The organism is Archangium gephyra, assembly GCF_042230915.1.
GTDB classification, from domain to species: domain Bacteria; phylum Myxococcota; class Myxococcia; order Myxococcales; family Myxococcaceae; genus Archangium; species Archangium gephyra_B.
The window spans coordinates 2,959,002-2,975,797 of sequence record NZ_CP102578.1; the positions used below are offsets into that span (position 1 = coordinate 2,959,002).

Below are 16,796 nucleotides of genomic sequence, written 5' to 3' on the forward strand. Positions count from 1 at the left end.
CAGTCGGACGGAAACTCGTTAGAAGCAAGGTTTGCCTCTAGAAAAGCACCTTGCCTTGAACGCCGACGAACTCCTCAAAGACCTGAACGAGCCCCAGAAGGAAGCAGTCCTGCATGGGGATGGACCCCTCCTCGTCCTGTCGGGCGCGGGCAGCGGCAAGACGCGCGTCATCACCCGCCGGGTAGCCCACCTGGTCGAGGTGCGGGGCGTCGCCCCCTGGCGCATCCTCGCCGTCACCTTCACCAACAAGGCCGCCCGCGAGATGCGGGAGCGGCTCGTCCACCTCCTCGGGGGCCGGGCGAACGACCTGGTGGTGAGCACCTTCCACTCCTCGTCGTCGATGATTCTCCGCCGCGTCCTGCGGGATCCGCTGGTGATGGCGGACAAGTCGCTGGAGACGGTGGTGGGGGGCCTCACGTCCTCGTTCGTCATCTACGACGATGGGGACCAGCTCCAGCTCATCAAGCGCGCCCTGCGCGAGGTGCGCGTGGACCCCATCATGCAGCCGCGGGAGATCCTCCACCGGATTGATCAGGAGAAGAACGCGGCGCGCCTCCCGGACGACATGGAGGTGGACACGGAGGACCTGCGCGGCGTGGTGGTGCAGAAGACGTACCGGGCCTACCAGCGGCTGCTGCGCGCGGCGAACGCGGTGGACTTCGGCGACCTGCTGCTGCTGCTGGTGGCGCTCTTCCGCAAGCGTCCGGACGTGGCGGAGCAGTACCGGCGGCGCTTCCAGCACATCCTGGTGGACGAGTTCCAGGACACCAACCCGGTGCAGGCCGAGCTGCTGCGGCTGCTGGCGCCCCCGGAGCGCCGTCCCAACCTGGTGGTGGTGGGCGATGACGACCAGTCCATCTACCGCTGGCGCGGCGCGAGCGTGGACAACATCATCGGCTTCCCGGAGGCGTACGCGGGCGCCCGGGTGGTGAAGCTGGAGCAGAACTACCGCTCGGACCAGAACATCCTGGACGCGGCGCACTCGGTGATTGCCCGCAACACGCGGCGCATGCCGAAGAAGCTGTGGAGCGACCGGCCCAAGGGCGAGAACCTCTCGCTGATGATGAACCGGGACGAGCGCGCCGAGGCCCAGGACGTGGCGCGCCGCATCCACGAGCTGCAGCGCGAGGGCTTCATCAAGTACTCGGGGATGGCGGTCTTCTACCGCACCAACGCGCAGAGCCGCGTGCTGGAAGAGGCGCTGCGGCTGGCGCGCGTGCCGTACACGCTGGTGAGCGGGCGCAGCTTCTACGACCGGGCCGAGGTGCGGGACGCGGCGGCCTACCTGCGGCTGATGGTGAATCCGCGCTCGGACGCGGACCTGCTGCGCATCATCAACACGCCGGCGCGAGGCATTGGCGACACGACGGTGGAGCGGCTGCAGGACTGGGCCAACCAGGCCGGGGTGAGCCTGTACGAGGCCACGGCGGCGCCCGAGCGGGTTCCGGGCCTCAACACGGCGGCGGTGCGCCGGCTGACGGGCTTCCACGCGGTGGTGTCCTCGCTGCATGCGTGCGCGCAGGAGGCGAAGGACGCGGCGAGCGCCGTGGACCAGATGCTCAAGGAGTCGCTGCTGGTGGAGTCGCTCGTCACGGAGGGCAGTGACGAGTCGCTGACGCGCGCGGAGAACCTGCGTGAGTTCCTGGGCGCGGCGCAGGAGTTCGACCTGAACCGGGCGGCGGCGGCGGTGGCGGCGGCCACGGCGGGGGACGACGAGGAGGGGGAGGACACCCCGCCGGCCGCGCCGGAGGACGAGGGGCTGGACTCGTCGCCGCTGACGGCGGACGTGCCGGCGCTCAACGCCTTCCTGGAGCAGATCAGCCTGGTGGGCGAGGCGGACGCGGACGTGGGGGAGGGCCGGGTGGCGCTGATGACGCTGCACGCGGCGAAGGGGCTCGAGTTCGACGCGGTGTTCATCACGGGGATGGAGGACGGCGTCTTCCCGCACTCACGCTCGCTGGCGGCGGATGACCCGGACGGGGAGGAGATGGCCGAGGAGCGGCGGCTCTGCTACGTCGGCTTCACGCGCGCACGGAAGCGTCTGTTCGTGAGCCTGGCGCAGTGCCGCTCGCTGTTCGGCGAGCTGCGCTACAACCCGCCCTCGCGCTTCCTGCGGGAGGTGCCGCAGTCGCTCTTCGGCTTCGCGGAGCAGGAGTTGGAGACGCCCGCGCCGAAGTCATCGCCGATGATGACGCGCAAGCGCAACTGGGCCGAGGAGGACGACGGGCCGCGCATCGATCGCACCTACTCGCAGGCGTCGGACATGGACGGCGTGAGCGGGGACGTGCGGGGGATGCGGGTGCGCCACGAGCAGTTCGGCATGGGGAAGATCGTCTCGACGGACGGCAGCGGACCCAACGCGAAGGTGACGGTGGAGTTCGCTGGGGGCGTGGGCCTCAAGCGCGTCATCGCCCGCTTCCTGATGCCGGGCTGAATACCCACCTTCCCCCTCTGTGCCCACTCTCCGCAATATCCCCTCTCCCTTCGGGAGAGGGTCGGGGTGAGGGTATCCGGCCCCTGGGTTGGCTCACCTGTGGAACTCACGCACGACATGGGCACGATTCGCACCCTCCTCTTCGTGGACGACAGCCCCGAGGACCGGAGCACCTGGGCGGCGTTCCTCTGCGAGGACAAGGACTGTGCCTACACCTTCCTCGAGGCGGAGGACGCGGAGACGGGCCTCGCCCTGTGCCTTTCCCACCGCGTGGACTGCGTCGTCCTGGACTACGAGCTGCCGGAGATGGATGGAGTGACGCTGCTGCGGCGGCTGGGGGCGGAGCTGGGCGAGGAGGCCCCCCCGGTGGTGATGGTGACGGGGCGCGGCAGCGAGCAGGTGGCGGTGGCGGCGATGAAGGCGGGCGCCGCGGACTACCTGGTCAAGTCGGACATCACCCCGGCGAGCCTCTACCGGGCGACGCACAACGCCATGGAGAGGGCCTCGCTCCATCGCGGCCGCCGTGACGCCGAGCGGGAGCGGGACGCCCTGCTGGTGCGTGAGCGGCAGGCTCGGGCGGAAGTCGAGGCCCTCCTGCACGAGCGGGAGCGGCTGTTGGACGTGGCGAACCGGCGCACCGCCGAGCTGGAGGCCATCTTCCAGAGCATGGCCGAGGCCCTGTACGTGGGGTACTCCAGCGGCATCACCCGCGCCAACCCACCGGCCCTCTCCCAGCTGGGCTACACCCGCCTGGACGAGCTCAACCGGAACATCGCCACGCTGGCGAGTGAGATCCGCACCCGCCGCGCCGACACCGGGGAGCTCATTCCGGCCGAGGACCAGGCCTTCACCCACGCCCTCGAGGGCAGGCCGGACGTGCAGGAGGTGCGGGTGCGCCACCTGCTCACGGGGGAGGACCGGATCGTCCGCTCCTCGTGCGCCCCCGTGCGCGTTGGCGGCGAGGTGGTGGGGGCGGTCGCCATCAACACCGACATCACCGAGCAGAAGGCGGCCGAAGTGGAGCGCACGCGGCTGGCGCACGAGGTCCACGCCCAGCGAGCCCTCTTCGACGCGGTGCTCCAGCAGATGCCCTCGGGTGTCATCGTGGTGGATGCCTCCGGGCAGCTGGTGCTGGCCAACGCGCGGGTGGAGCAGATTCTTCGCTTCCCCTTCCGGAGCGCGCGAAGCCTGGACGAGGCCAGCGGGGCCTACCAGGTCTTCCACCCGGACGGCCGGCCCTATGGTCCGCAGGAGCGGCCCCTGGCCCGAAGTCTCTTCTCTGGCGAGGTGGTGATGGGCGAGGAGGCGGAGGTGGTGCGCGCGGACGGCAGCCGCCTCACGCTCAGCGTCTCCTCCAGCCCGGTGAACGATGAGCGGGGGCAGCGGGTGGCGGCGGTCGGCACCTTCCTGGACGTGACGCAGCGAAAGCGCGCCGAGGCCGAGCTGGACCGCTTCTTCCGCCTCTCGCAGGATCTGCTCGTGGTGGTGGGCACGGACGGCTACTACAAGCGCATCAACCAGGCCTTCACCCGGACCCTCGGGTGGAGCGAGGAGGAGCTGCTCTCCCACCCCCTCTCCTTCACCCTCCACCCGGACGACCGCGAGGCCACCGCCGCCGAGGTGGAGAAGCTGGCCCGGGGGGAGCAGACGCTCCACTTCGAGAACCGTCACCGGTGCAAGGACGGCGGTTACCGCTGGTTGTCGTGGCGGGCGACGCCGGTGCCGGAGGAGGGGCGCATCTACGCCGTGGGGCGGGACGTGACCGAGCTGAAGGCGGCCGAGGCCGAGCGCCAGCGCGGCGAGGATGCGCTGCGGCGGCGCACGGAGTTCGAGCAGCAGCTCATCGGCATCGTCTCCCATGACCTGCGCAACCCCATCAGCGCCATCCTCCTGGGCGCGCAGCTCATCCTGCGCCGGGAAGACCTGGGGGAGCGCCTGACGGCCTCCGTCGTCCGCATCCAGGCCTCGGCCGAGCGCGCCGTGCGCATGGTGAGGGACTTATTGGACTTCACCCAGGCGCGCCTCGGGGGCGGTATCCCCATCGTGCCCTCCGCGCTCGACCTGCACGCCCTCACCCTCCAGGTGATGGACGAGGTGCGGATGAGCTACCCCGAGCGGGACTTCCAGGTGCACCAGGAGGGGGACGCGCGAGGGGATTGGGATCCGGATCGCCTGGCCCAGGTCCTCACCAACCTGACGTCCAACGCGGCGAAGTACAGCCCGGTGGGGACTCCGGTCTCGGTGGTGACGCGAGGCCAGGGCGGCCAGGTCACGCTGGAGGTCCACAACGAGGGCGCCCCCATTCCCTCCGAGTTGCGCCAGCGCCTCTTCGAGCCCATGCAGCGGGGGAGCGCCGGCGTGGACCGGGCGGGCCGCAGCATTGGCCTGGGCCTCTACATCGTGGACAGCATCGTCCGGGCCCACGGCGGCACCATCGACGTGCGCTCCAGTGCGGACGAGGGCACCACCTTCACGGTGCGGCTGCCCCGCCAGCCCCCGGTGCGGCCAGCGCCGGCATGAAGTCCAGGGAGCGTCCCTTCCTCAATCGAGGAACCGGCGCTCCCAGCGGCGCGTGTCCTCCATGCTCTGGACGGTATGGAGCTGCGGCTCGTGGTAGAGCCAGGGCTCCAGCACGCGCGCCAGTTCCCGGTACGCGGGCAGGAGGTTGCCCTGCTCGGTGTCTCCGGCCTCGGGCCAGGGACCCAGGCAGACGACGGCCCTGTCGCCTTCCATCTCGTGGACGGTGGTTTCCGGATGGCGCAACTGAGCGCGCAGTCCGGACACGCCGCCCAGCTCTCCGAGCACGGGCTGGCCGAGGAAGGTCAGCCAGGAGGGGCCTCGCACCTGGGTTCCGATGTGTAACGAGACCCAATCCATGTTGGGAACATCCATTCCCGGGTAGCGGAAGCTCAGCTTGTGAACTTCTCTCTGCACTCCTACCAAGCTGGTATCGCAGTGGAAGGAGAGACCGGAATTGCCAGTACAGAAGGGCAGGCCCGAGGCCAGCTCCATGGCGAGGTCGCGTACTCGCCCCGGACCATGCTCCTCCATGGACTCGGTGGGCAGCCAGAAGGAGACCGCGGAGACCGCACCCGGATGTCTCTTGAAAAAGGGGCCTTCCAGCTCCCTGCCCTGGTAGCTGAATTGGTAGCTCCGCTGATTGTCCGCCACACCCGATAGCTCAATCATGGCCATCTGCGGGTCTTGCATGTTGCCATGGATGAGGTTCCATCCAGCGGCATCGAGTGGCTGCCAGAAGCCATCTTCGTCCGCATACAAAGTAAGGGCATCAGGGCCAACCGCACGGAGGTACGTCTCTAACGATTGCCGGACGGCTTGCAGGATTGTCGCATGGGAATGGCGCATGAAGAATGTCAGGGCCAGCCCATCCCTGATCAACAGGTACCCGCTCTTTGCCCGGATGCGTATTCGCGGGAAATGTTCAATCATCGAATGCACCAATCCAGGGCATGATGCGCCCAACGATGGGGGCTATGAAATCTTGGTACATGCGCCCTTGGGTGAAACCAGCGAATGGATGTCCCGGTGGGTATTGGGTCCATTTGGGTACCGCGCCAACATCTACACAGGGAAACTTGAAGTCGTAGACGGCTTGCGCATGGAGCGGGTCGCCCTCGTGGATGACCACATCGGGTTTCAGCGTTCCCTTCATCTCTCCGCCATTGCCGGACTCCTCGAGCGCCTGTTCCTCTTCGGCGCTGACCAACTCCTTCTCGCCCGTCTCCAGGTCGATGATGCGGTAGCGCTGTTCCAGGCTGAATCCCCCTGGCCGCACCTTGCCCAGCTTCTCCTCGGCGCATTTCCGGGCGACCTCATGCATCTCGATACCGAGTCGCATGGCCCAGGTGACTCGCCTACCGTTGGATTTTGTTTCCTGTCTGCACTCGCCGGCATCAGGAGCAGGGCCCTTGAACTGCTTCGGATACCGGAGGAGCACCTCGGAGCGTGCCAGGTCGGCGCATTTCTCGAGCTCCTCCTCGATGGACTTCTTTACCGTCGCGTCGAGCACAACCTTCAGCACGGCGGTGGTGGACGCCATCTCCTTGCCGTAAAGCGCGACGCACGCCGAGGGGCTGTTGCGGCAGGTGGCCGATGGGGAGTCGATGCCAACAGGCGCGTTGCTGTATCCGTAGTATCCCGGTGGGCCGTTGGACGCGGTGGTGACGCACGCGCACTGCGCGGCGAGCACGGCCAGGGCCAACACGTTCATGCGAACGAGACGGGTGAACACGCGAGACCTCGTCGTGCAAAAACGCGGGCTCTATCGCGGCCCAGGTGTAGACGTCTACACTTGGTGTGGGGAAATGTACTGCCCCAGGTGTAGACGTCTACACCTGAAGTCCACCTCGGCCTGTCGTGAGGAAACCCGCTCCGGGACGCCCGTCTCACGGTTTCGGCGGTTGGAGCCGCCAGGAGAGCACCCGCCCGTCCTGTCCCAGCACGAAGAGTTGCTCCCCGAGCACCACGGGCCGGGTGAGCAGCGGCGTATCCAGCCGCAGGGTGAACACGGGAGGCCCCTCGCGGGGCTTGATCGCGAGCAACCACCCCTGGCTGTCGCGGGTGGGCACCAACAACCACTCGCGGAACCCGGCCACCTGCGTCACCAGCGGGGCGGGCAGGGCCAACCGGAAGGACTCGCGCCCGTCCTGGGGCGAGAGGGCCAGCAGCAGCTTGTCCTCCGTGCCCACCCAGAGCTGGCCCTGGGCGAGGCTCGGGGGGCTCGAGAGCGCGGAGGCGGGCGTCTGCCGCCAGCGCACCTGCCCGTCGGCGAGCCCGAGCGCGAGCACCTCGCCCTTCTGGGTGGAGACGTACAGCACCTCGTCCTGGGCCTCCATTCCCAGGACCCGGACCAGGGGCCGGCGCCAGCGCACGGTGCCGTCCTGGGGGGACAGCGCGACCAGGCCCGCGTCCCCGAGCACCACCACCAGGCGCCCCCCGGCGAGCACGGGCGGGGGCTGGGGCCGGGTGGTGTCGGGACGGGGGACCCCCGAAGGCGGGGGCCGGCGCCAGCGCACCTCGCCCGAGTCCACCGAGAGGGCGCGCACGGTGCCATCCGGGGCCACCACGTAGACGGAGCCCTCGTCCGCGACGAGCGAGGTGAGCACGGGTGGCTGCCCGGTGAGTCGCCAGCGCTCCGAGCCATCGGCGAGTGCGAGGCTGACGAGAGTGCCGCCAACCGTTCCCACGAGGACACTTCCTCCCGAGACCGCCGGGCGCGCGGCGACCTCTCGGCCCAGCTCCACGCGCCAGACGGGCTCTCCCTTGGCGTCCAACCGGAGCACCCGGCCCGCCTCGTTGCCCATCAGGACGCCGTCCTCCAGGGGCACCAGTCCCGCACGGGAGGGCGCGTCCGAGGAGAAGGTGAAGAGCTTGCCGGTGGGTTGCCGGCAGGCGGCCATCAGCCCCGCCATGGCGAGCAGTAAGACGAGGCGCTGACAGCGGAAGGGCGGCATGGTTGAGGGAGGATCTTCAGGACCCTAGGATGGTTGGCAAGGAAGGAACCCGACATGGCTTCGATTCGCGACGACGAGCTCCCCAGCTCGACTGGTATTCCCTCATCCGCCCGCCGGGCCGACTGGGCCCCGCCCCCGGCCATTCCCGTCACCGAGGAGTTGCTCCACGCGCTGCCCAAGACGGACCTGCACTGCCACCTCGATGGCTCCATGCGGCTCAAGACGATTCTCGAGCTGGCCGAGCAGCAGAAGGTCAAGCTGCCCGCTGACTCCGAGGACACCCTGGCCAAGGCCATCCACATGGGCGAGGTGTGCAAGAACCTCGAGGACTACCTGGTGGCCTTCGACGTGACGCTCTCGGTGCTGCAGACGGCCGAGGCCCTCTACCGCTCGGCCTATGAGCTGGCGGTGGACGCGGCGGCCGAGAACGTGCGCTACCTCGAGGTGCGCTACTCCCCGGCCCTGCACCTGCAGAAGGGCCTGAAGATGACCACCGTCATCGACTCGGTGCTCGAGGGCCTGCGCGTGGCCAAGCGCGAGACGGGCATCAAGTACGGCGTCATCATCTGCGGCATCCGCCACATCAATCCGCAGACGTCCATGCGGCTGGCGGAGCTGTCGGTGGCCTACAAGAACCGGGGCGTCATCGGCTTCGACCTGGCGGGCGCCGAGGCGAACTTCCCGGCGAAGGATCACAAGGACGCCTTCCAGCTCATCCTCAAGAACAACGTCAACTGCACGGCGCACGCGGGCGAGGCCTTCGGGCCCGAGTCCATCTCCCAGGCCATCCACTACCTGGGCGCGCACCGCATCGGCCACGGCACGCGGCTGCGCGAGGATGGGGATCTGCTCAACTACGTGAACGATCACCGCATCCCCCTGGAGGTGTGCCCGACCTCCAACGTGCAGACGGGCGCGGTGCCGAGCCTGGATGCGCACCCGCTCAAGTTCTACTTCGACTACGGCCTGCGGGTGACGATCAACACCGACAACCGCCTCATCACCGACACCACGGTGACGAAGGAACTCTGGGTGGCGCACAAGGAGCTGGGACTGGCGCTGGAGGACCTGACGACCATCCTCGTGTCCGGCTTCAAGAGCGCCTTCCTGCCGTTCCGCGAGAAGCAGGATCTGCTGCGCCAGGTGAACGAGGAGATCGCCAAGACGCTGGCGGCCTTCGAGAAGCGGCCGCAGATGGTGAAGCAGCCGGCCTGAGCCGGGAAGGGTGCCATGGACCTGGAGCTCGGTGGGAAGGTGGTGCTGGTGACGGGCGGCTCGGAGGGGCTGGGGGCGGCGGTGGCGCTGCGCCTGGTTCGCGAGGGGGCCCGCGTGGCCCTCTGTGCCCGGGGCGCCGAGCGGCTGGAGTCCACGGCGTCCGCGCTGCGGGAAGCGGGCGGCGACGTGCTGGCGCGGGTGACGGACATCACCCGCCCGGACGAGGTGGAGCGCTTCGTGGAGGCGGCGGTGGCGCGGTGGGGGAGGGTGGACGGGCTGGTGAACAACGCGGGCACGGCGGCGGCGCGGCCCTTCGCCGAGGTGGAGGACGCGGCGTGGGAGGCGGACCTGGAGCTCAAGCTCTTCGCCGCGGTGCGCACCTCGCGGCGGGTGCTGCCCCACCTGCGCGCGGGGGGCGGCGGCTCCATCGTCAACGTGCTGGCCATCGGGGCGAAGGCGCCGGGGGCGAACTCGCTGCCGTCCTCGGTGTCGCGGGCGGCGGGCATGGCGCTCACCAAGGCGCTGTCCAAGGAGCTGGGCCCCGCGGGCATCCGGGTGAACGCGGTGCTGGTGGGGCTCGTCGAGAGTGGCCAGTGGGTGCGCAAGGCGGCGGCGGCGGGGCAGCCGGTGGAGGCGCTCTACACGAAGATGGCGAAGGACGCGGGCATTCCCCTGGGCCGGATGGGCCGGGCCGAGGAGTTCGCCGACGTGGTGGCCTTCCTCCTCTCGCCGCGGGCCGGGTATGTGACGGGCACGGCCCTCAACGTGGATGGGGGGCTGTCTCCGGCGGTGTAGCCGCGAGGCCGGTGGGCGCGTGCGCCTCGGCTTCCAGCACCGGCAGGGTGAAGCGGAACGTGGCGCCCTGGCCCACCTCGCTCTCCACCCAGATGCGGCCCCCGTGGCGCTCGACGATGTCGCGGCAGATGTAGAGGCCGAGGCCCAGTCCTCCGAAGCCGGAGATGGGGGCGTTGCGGGCCCGGAAGAAGCGCTCGAAGAGGTGGGCCTTCTGGTCCGGTGGGATGCCGATGCCCGAGTCCGACACCGAGACGAGCGCCTGGGCCCCGTCCCGCTCCACGCACACGCGGATGGTGCCGCCCGTGGGGCTGTACTTGAGGGCGTTCTCCAGCAGGTTCACCAGCACCTGCGCGAGCCGTCCCCGGTCGCCCTGGATGAGGAGCGGCTCGTCCGGCTCCTCGTACTCGAGCGTGTGCTGGGGGCTGACGGTGCGCAGGTCCGCCAGCACCTCGTGGGCGATCTCCCGGAGGGACACGGGCTCGTGGCGCAGCTCCAGCCGGCCCGCCTGGATGCGCGAGGTGTCCAGCAGGTCATTGATGAGCCCGGAGAGCCGCGCCACCTGGGCGAGCGCCTTCTCCGCGTGCTGGGCCGGGACGGGCTGTCCGGACGCCATCCGGTGTTTGAGCACCTGCAGGTGGAGCTTGAGCGGGGTGAGGGGCGTCTTCAGCTCGTGGGAGGCGATGGACAGGAAGTCGTCCCTCACGCGGATGGCCTCCTGGGCCTCGCGCAGCAGCCGCTCGCTCTCCGCCTGGGCGCGGCGCTCCACCGTCACGTCCCGGTAGGTCCAGACGCGGCCGACGATGGTGTCTCCCAACCGCTGGGGGCGCGAATGGCGCTCGAGGATGCGCCCGTCCCGGAGCTCCAGGACGTCGACGCCCTCCAGCTCGGGGGACGCGAGCAGTTGCTGGGTCCGCAGGTGGACCTGCTCCGCGTTCTCCAGCCGCGAGCGCATGTGCTCGCTCAGCACCCGGCCATCCCGGCCTTCCAGCAGGGAGTCGGGGATGTCCCAGAGCTCCTGGAAGCGCCCGTTGAAGGCGGTGACGTGCCAGTCCGGCGTCAGGACGATGACGCCATCCGCGGTGGAGTCCAGGGTGGCGCGCAGCAGCGAGACGGTGTGCTCCAGCGCCTCGCGGGCCCGGCGCTGCGCGGTGACGTCCACCATGATGCCCCGGAGCTGGCGGGGAATGCCGCCCTCGGAGACGACGGTGACGATGTCGCGCAGCCAGACGCTGCTGCCGTCGGCCGCCACCATCCGGTACTCGAACTCGTGGGCCCTGCACTCCATGGCGGACTTCAGGCAGTAGGCGGAGGCCCAGTCCCGGTCCTCGGGGTGGAGGTGCTTCAGCCAGAAGTCCGGCTCCTGCATCCACTGCTGGATGGGGTAGCCCAGGAGGCGCTCGGCCTGCTTGCTGACGAAGGTGAAGCGGAAGCTCGCGTCGGTCTCCCAGACGATGCCGTCGATGGCGTCGATGAGCTCCTCGTGAAGGCGCTGGGTGCGGGTGAGCTCCCGGGCCACCTCATCCAGGTCGGACACGTCGGTGGCGACCCCGAGGGCCGCGACGATGGTGCCCTCGGCATCCTTCAAGGGCCCCACCTGGCAGCGCCAGGCACGCCCGCAGGTGGCGAAGTCGAAGCCCACCGTCTCCCCGCGGAGCGCCTGGCGGTGGGCCGCGGCCCAGCCCTGCGGATCCGAGGCGCGTGCCGCGGCGCACAGCATGACCTCGGCGCTGTGCCCCTGCTGGGCCGGGCTGCACCAGTCGATGGACAGGTCTCCTCCCACCATCCAGGCGGGGCTGGGCAGTCCGTCCAGCGTCTCGCGCAGCTTCGCCACGAGCTCGGGGGGCCCGGCCCGCTTGAGGGAGAGCCGGGAGGGCTGGAGCGGCGGCGCGAGGACGCAGACGGTGCCGACGAGCTCCCCGGCTCCATCCGGCGAGGGCTCGATGGCGTTCAGCTCGACGGCCAGGCGGACGAGCCTTCCCTCGGCCGAGACCGCGCGCACCTCGAGCGTCTGGGGCTCCTCCGTCCTGGCCACCGCTCCCCAGGCCTCCAGCAACCGGTCGAGATCTTCCGGGTGGACGAGCTGGGAGATGAAGCCCCGCGTCTTCCACGCCTCCAGGGGATGGCCGAGGAGCTGGAGGAGGGCGGGGCTCACCCAGCGGAACCGGGGCGGGAGGCCTCCCCCTATCCAGAGCAGCGATGAGGGGCTCGCCAGACCCGGCCTCCGCTCCTCACTCCTCTGTGTGTGGGCCATGGCTCTCCTTTTCCTTGCCAGTGAGCGTAGCGCGGGTGACCCCCGGCCGCAGTACAGGGTGGCTCCTCGGCATTCAACACGGGTGGAGCCCCAAGGAATCTGGGCCTCCTCGCTGACCACCCTGTCAGGCGCGCGGGGCGCCTCCGTCCCTGGGGGCAGTGGACGCTCCGGCGTGCACGGCCGCGGCTGCTGACCCGAGGTCTCGAATCCATTCGCACACGTCCCCCGTGCCCCTCCGGGCGCGGGCCAGATTCCGAGAAGGTCATGCAGCCGAAACTGAACCGGCTCCTGCGGGCACTCGCCCGTGAGGGGCTCGATGTGACGTACGACGGTCGTGTCTACACCGTGCGCCTCCAGGGCGATTCCCACGCGCCGCCCGCCGAGGTGCTCCTCCCCCCTGAACTGCCCGTGGAGGGCAAGGCGTTCCAGCAACTGGCCGCGCTCGCCGCGCTGAAGCACCCGGGCGGTGGCCGGGTGAAGCGTGTGCGCGCCACGCCGGACTTCCACCCGGGAGACTCCGGAGTGGCCATCGGCTCGGTGGTGCACACGGAGGGCCTGGTGGTGCCCGCCGCGGTGGGCACCGACATCAACTGCGGCATGCGCCTGCACGTCGCGGACCTCTCCGTGGAGACGTTCCTCGCGCGCCGGGACGCCTTCGTCGAGCGGATGAAGGGCCACTACTTCTTCGGCACGCGGGACGTGGCGCTGGGCTCGCGCGCGGTGGAGGCGTTGCTGCGCGACGGCCTGCCCGGCTGGCTCCTGGAGACGATGGAGGCGCCGCTGGGCGCGCTGGCCCGGGCGGACCTGGGGCAGCTCGACCGGGAGTCGGCGCGGGTGTACCTGGGCGGGGCGCTCGAGGGGGACCCGGCATGGGCGCCCACGGGGCTGCGCCGCGAGGGCGTGGTGAGGGACCCGGGGCTGGGCACCATCGGCGGGGGCAACCACTTCGTCGAGGTGCAGCGGGTGGAGGCGGTGCTGGACCGGGCGCGGGCGTGGGAGTGGGGCGTGCGCGAGGGACAGCTCGCGTTCATGATCCACTCGGGCTCGCGGGACATGGGCAAGCACGTGGGGAACACGTGGCGGGAGCGGGTGAGGGCGGCGTGGCCGGTGGGGGCGCCGCTGCCGGAGAGCGGGATCCTGCCGCTGGTGGAGCCGGAGCAGGTGCGCGAGTACCTGCGGGCCGAGGCGACGGCGGCCAACTACGCCTTCCTCAACCGGCTGCTGCTGGCGGAGCTGCTGCGGCAGACGCTGCGGGAGCTGTTCGGGGAGGTGGAGGCGCCGCTCGTCTACGACGTGCCGCACAACATCACCCTGCCGTGGGAGGGCGGGTGGCTGGCGCGCAAGGGGGCGTGCCCGGCGGAGGCGGAGCAGCCGGTCATCATCCCCGGCTCGATGGGGGCGGCGTCCTACCTGATGGTGGGGCAGGGCAACGCGGAGGCGCTGGCGTCGGCGTCGCATGGGGCGGGGCGGGCGCGCTCGCGCTTCTCCATGGCGCGGGGTGGGGCGGACCGGCGTGAGGAGGCCCTGGGCCTCACGGGGGTGGACTGCATCACCCTCCGGGCCGAGCGCCGCATCGAGGAGGCGCCGGCGGCCTACAAGCCCATTGGCCCGGTGGTGGCCTCGCAGGTGGAGGCGGGCATCGTCCGGGAGGTGGCGCGGATGGTGCCGCTGATGACCTTCAAGGCCTGAGGCCCCCCGATTCTCCGTGGGGGGAGCGTCAATTCCCTGGCGCTCCCCCCCGCCACCGGATGGAATCGGCCGGAGGAGGGGAATCACACATGGACCACATTCCGGAGAACCCGCCGGGAGCGCCAGACCCGCGGGTCGACAGGGCGCTGCGGGAGGCCGTGACCATTCCGGCCTACATGCTGATGGGGACGGGGGCGCTGGTCGCCCTCTTCTGGCTGCTCAACCTGCTGTCGGCGGTCACCGGGGTCGGCAGCGGCGAGCGTGAGCTCCCGCCAGAGTTCTACAGCAACCCGAACCTGGAGCCGTACCGGGAGATCGCCGAGAGGCTGCTGGCCTCCCAGGCCGAGGGACCGAGCGTGCTGGGCATCCTCTTCAGCCTGCTGGGGGTGGGGCTGGGCGGGCTGATCGCCTTCGGCGGCCTGCAGATGACGAAGTTCCGGATGTACGGCCTGGCGCTCGCCGCCTCCATCATCTCGGTGATTCCGTGCTTCTCCTGCTGCTGCTGCGTCATCGGCCTGCCGGTGGGCATCTGGTCGCTGGTGGTGCTGAGCCGACAGGACGTGAGGGCCGCCTTCCACTGAGGCGGCCCGGGCCTTCCATGGCCGAGCGGGGGCTCAGGCCACCTTCATGCCCTTGGGGATGACCACCACGCCGCCGGAGGTGACGTGGAAGCGGCGGCGGTCCTCCTCCAGGTCATACCCGATGGTCATTCCCGGGGGGATCTCCACGTTCTTGTCGATGATGGCGCGGCGGATGCGGCAGCGCCGCCCGATGGTGACGTTCTCGAAGAGGATGGAGTCCTGCACCTCGGAGAACGAGTTGACGCGCACCTTGGGAGAGAGCACCGAGCGGTGCACATGGCCGCCGGAGATGATGCAGCCCTCGCTCACCAGCGAGTCCGTGGAGTGGCCCACCCGGTTGTGCTCCCGGTCGGCGAAGACGAACTTGGCCGGCGGGAAGTTGTTGGGCTGGGTGTAGATGGGCCAGCGGTCGTTGTAGAGGTTGAAGATGGGGTCCACCTCCACCAGGTCCATGTTGGACTGGAAGTACGTGTCGATGTTCCCCACGTCCCGCCAGTAGCCTCGCTCCTTCTCCTCCTGGCCGACGATGGCGTTCTGGGCGAAGTCGTACACGTACACCGGCTCGCGCTTGTACAGGTCGCTGATGATGGACTTGCCGAAGTCGTGGGCGCTGGACTCGTCCGCCGCGTCGCGCACCACCTCCTTCACCAGCAGGTCGGTGGAGAAGAGGTAGTTGCCCATGGAGGCCAGGCACATCTTCGGGTTGCCGGGCATGGGGGGCGGGTTCTTGGGCTTCTCCACGAAGCCCTTCATCCGCCCGTCCAGGCCCACGTCGATGATGCCAAAGTCCCTGCCCTCCTCGAGGGGGACGGGGATGGCGGCCACCGTGCAGGCGGCCTTGCGGTTGAGGTGGAAGTCCAGCATCTGCTGGCAGTCCATCCGGTAGACGTGGTCCGCGCCGAAGACGAAGATCTGGTCCGGCTCCTCGTCGGTGATGATGTTGAGGTTCTGGTAGATGGCGTCGACGCTGCCCTTGTACCAGTCCATGCCGGTCCGCATCTGGGCGGGGACGGCCTCCACGTAGTGTCCGAGGAAGGCCGACATCCGCCAGGCGCGCGACAGGTGCTTGTTGAGCGAGTCGCTCTTGTACTGGGTGAGCACCTTGACCCGGTAGATGCCCGAGTTGGCGAAGTTGGACAGCACGAAGTCGATGATGCGGTAGCGCCCGCCGAAGGGCACCGCGGGCTTGGCGCGTTCACGAGTGAGGGGCTCCAGCCGGGTTCCGGCGCCCCCTGCGAGGATCATTGCCAGCAGTTTGGCCATATGCCGGCACGTTATCCGGGGGGAATGGCCCTTCAAGGCCGCCGGAGCGGCACCGTTGAGTATCCAAACCGGGGGGAGGGCGTGGGCCCTCGTGGCTTCCACCGGGCAAGCCGTGCTATGTCTTCTAATCGATGGCTGGCGACGAAACCCGAGTAACCAAGATCTCCTCGATCAAGGAACTGGCGACCCCCGTCGAGGCTGAATGCTGCATCGTTCAGATCCACGGGCCGGAGCTCGGCAAGAAGTACGCGCTCCAGGAAACCGAGTTCACCATCGGGCGGGAAGAGGGCAACCACATCGTGGTGGACCTCGACAACGTGTCGCGCAGGCACGCCATGATCATCCGCAAGCAGGGGCGGATGCTCGTGAAGGACCTGGGCTCCACCAACGGCACCTACCTCAACGACCAGGAGGTGACGCAGGAGACGGCGCTGCGCAGCGGCGATCTCATCAAGGTGGGAGGCTCCATCTTCAAGTTCCTCACCGGTGACAACGTGGAGCTGCAGTACCACGAGACCATCTACACGCTGACGATCGTGGATGGGCTCACCGGGGTGAACAACAAGCGCTACTTCCTCGAGTACCTGGAGAGGGAGATGGGGCGGTGCCACCGCTACGGGCGCCCCCTGACGCTGATGATGTTCGACATCGACTTCTTCAAGAAGATCAACGACGTGCACGGGCACCTGGCGGGTGACTACGTGCTGCGCGAGCTGTCGCAGACCATCAAGCGGATGGTGCGCAAGGAGCAGTGCTTCGCGCGCTACGGCGGCGAGGAGTTCGCGCTGGTGGTGCCCGAGGACGGCCTGGAGAAGGCGAGCATCTTCGCGGAGAAGATCCGCCACACCATCGAGAAGAAGCAGTTCGTCTTCGAGAACCAGGAGATTCCGGTCACCCTGTCGCTGGGGGTGGCGGACATGACGCCGGACATGGTGGAGCCGCTGCAGTTCATCAAGGTGGCGGACGCGAACCTGTACAAGGCGAAGAAGACGGGCCGTAACCGGGTGGTCTGGTAGCCCCGTCCACCCAACCGCCCACTCCGCCCACTCCTCCCTCTCCCCTCGGGAGAGGGTCGGGGTGAGGGTGCCTGTCCC

Annotated in this window: 12 protein-coding genes; 7 read left to right on the forward strand and 5 right to left on the reverse strand. The window is 69.3% G+C overall.

All coding sequences use genetic code 11. From position 1 onward, the window contains the following. The first annotated feature begins 55 nt into the window (after positions 1-55). Positions 56-2,434 carry an ATP-dependent helicase gene (locus NR798_RS11915; protein WP_375771577.1) on the forward strand — a complete coding sequence of 793 codons (2,379 nt, stop codon included), beginning with the start codon at positions 56-58 and terminating at the stop codon, positions 2,432-2,434. Between the two features lie 117 nt (positions 2,435-2,551). After that, the gene (locus NR798_RS11920) at positions 2,552-4,954 is read left to right on the forward strand and encodes a PAS domain S-box protein (RefSeq protein ID WP_375771578.1); all 2,403 of its coding nucleotides are present in this window, start codon (positions 2,552-2,554) and stop codon (positions 4,952-4,954) included. Positions 4,955-4,975: 21 nt separating this feature from the next. On the opposite strand, the gene NR798_RS11925 is transcribed toward NR798_RS11920, so the two are convergent. From NR798_RS11925 to NR798_RS11935, 3 genes are all read right to left on the reverse strand, one after another. Next, positions 4,976-5,884 (reverse strand): DUF3396 domain-containing protein, encoded by a 909-nt coding sequence (locus tag NR798_RS11925; RefSeq protein ID WP_375771579.1) that lies wholly within the window; start codon positions 5,882-5,884, stop codon positions 4,976-4,978. Next, positions 5,877-6,686, reverse strand: coding sequence for a hypothetical protein (locus NR798_RS11930; RefSeq protein ID WP_375771580.1), 810 nt, complete (start codon positions 6,684-6,686; stop codon positions 5,877-5,879). Before NR798_RS11930 ends, NR798_RS11925 begins: the two co-directional genes overlap by 8 nt. 154 nt (positions 6,687-6,840) lie before the next feature. Beyond that, positions 6,841-7,908: a PQQ-binding-like beta-propeller repeat protein gene (locus NR798_RS11935; protein ID WP_375771581.1), complete on the reverse strand. Its 1,068-nt coding sequence runs from the start codon at positions 7,906-7,908 to the stop codon at positions 6,841-6,843. Between the two features lie 54 nt (positions 7,909-7,962). Between NR798_RS11935 and add the strand changes: the two genes are divergently transcribed. Together add and NR798_RS11945 are read left to right on the forward strand one after the other, a co-directional pair. Continuing rightward, entirely contained in the window at positions 7,963-9,123 is a 1,161-nt protein-coding gene (gene add, locus NR798_RS11940) for an adenosine deaminase (protein ID WP_375771582.1), read from the forward strand. Between the two features lie 15 nt (positions 9,124-9,138). Beyond that, positions 9,139-9,918 carry an SDR family oxidoreductase gene (locus NR798_RS11945; RefSeq protein ID WP_375771583.1) on the forward strand — a complete coding sequence of 260 codons (780 nt, stop codon included), beginning with the start codon at positions 9,139-9,141 and terminating at the stop codon, positions 9,916-9,918. On the opposite strand, the gene NR798_RS11950 is transcribed toward NR798_RS11945, so the two are convergent. Further along, the gene (locus NR798_RS11950) at positions 9,884-12,070 is read right to left on the reverse strand and encodes an ATP-binding protein (RefSeq protein ID WP_375771584.1); all 2,187 of its coding nucleotides are present in this window, start codon (positions 12,068-12,070) and stop codon (positions 9,884-9,886) included. The genes NR798_RS11945 and NR798_RS11950 overlap by 35 nt on opposite strands. Positions 12,071-12,433: 363 nt before the next feature. Between NR798_RS11950 and NR798_RS11955 the strand changes: the two genes are divergently transcribed. After that, complete coding sequence (locus NR798_RS11955) at positions 12,434-13,858, forward strand: RtcB family protein (protein WP_375771585.1); 1,425 nt, start codon at positions 12,434-12,436, stop codon at positions 13,856-13,858. Between the two features lie 89 nt (positions 13,859-13,947). Further along, complete coding sequence (locus NR798_RS11960) at positions 13,948-14,439, forward strand: hypothetical protein (protein WP_375771586.1); 492 nt, start codon at positions 13,948-13,950, stop codon at positions 14,437-14,439. A gap of 33 nt (positions 14,440-14,472) precedes the next feature. Here the strand turns inward: NR798_RS11960 and glgC are convergent, their stop codons facing one another. Further along, positions 14,473-15,702 carry a glucose-1-phosphate adenylyltransferase gene (glgC, locus tag NR798_RS11965; protein WP_375771587.1) on the reverse strand — a complete coding sequence of 410 codons (1,230 nt, stop codon included), beginning with the start codon at positions 15,700-15,702 and terminating at the stop codon, positions 14,473-14,475. Positions 15,703-15,833: 131 nt separating this feature from the next. Between glgC and NR798_RS11970 the strand changes: the two genes are divergently transcribed. Continuing rightward, positions 15,834-16,718 (forward strand): diguanylate cyclase, encoded by an 885-nt coding sequence (locus tag NR798_RS11970; RefSeq protein ID WP_375771588.1) that lies wholly within the window; start codon positions 15,834-15,836, stop codon positions 16,716-16,718. The last annotated feature ends 78 nt before the right edge of the window (positions 16,719-16,796 follow it).

Excerpts from the sequence above, each read along its gene's own strand:
- NR798_RS11970 (WP_375771588.1), top strand. The coding sequence starts at position 15,834 with ATGGCTGGCGACGAAACCCGAGTAACCAAGATCTCCTCGATCAAGGAA.
- glgC (WP_375771587.1), bottom strand. The coding sequence starts at position 15,702 with ATGGCCAAACTGCTGGCAATGATCCTCGCAGGGGGCGCCGGAACCCGG.
- NR798_RS11920 (WP_375771578.1), top strand. The coding sequence starts at position 2,552 with ATGGGCACGATTCGCACCCTCCTCTTCGTGGACGACAGCCCCGAGGAC.
- NR798_RS11935 (WP_375771581.1), bottom strand. The coding sequence starts at position 7,908 with ATGCCGCCCTTCCGCTGTCAGCGCCTCGTCTTACTGCTCGCCATGGCG.
- NR798_RS11925 (WP_375771579.1), bottom strand. The coding sequence starts at position 5,884 with ATGATTGAACATTTCCCGCGAATACGCATCCGGGCAAAGAGCGGGTAC.
- NR798_RS11960 (WP_375771586.1), top strand. The coding sequence starts at position 13,948 with ATGGACCACATTCCGGAGAACCCGCCGGGAGCGCCAGACCCGCGGGTC.
- NR798_RS11945 (WP_375771583.1), top strand. The coding sequence starts at position 9,139 with ATGGACCTGGAGCTCGGTGGGAAGGTGGTGCTGGTGACGGGCGGCTCG.
- NR798_RS11955 (WP_375771585.1), top strand. The coding sequence starts at position 12,434 with ATGCAGCCGAAACTGAACCGGCTCCTGCGGGCACTCGCCCGTGAGGGG.
- add (WP_375771582.1), top strand. The coding sequence starts at position 7,963 with ATGGCTTCGATTCGCGACGACGAGCTCCCCAGCTCGACTGGTATTCCC.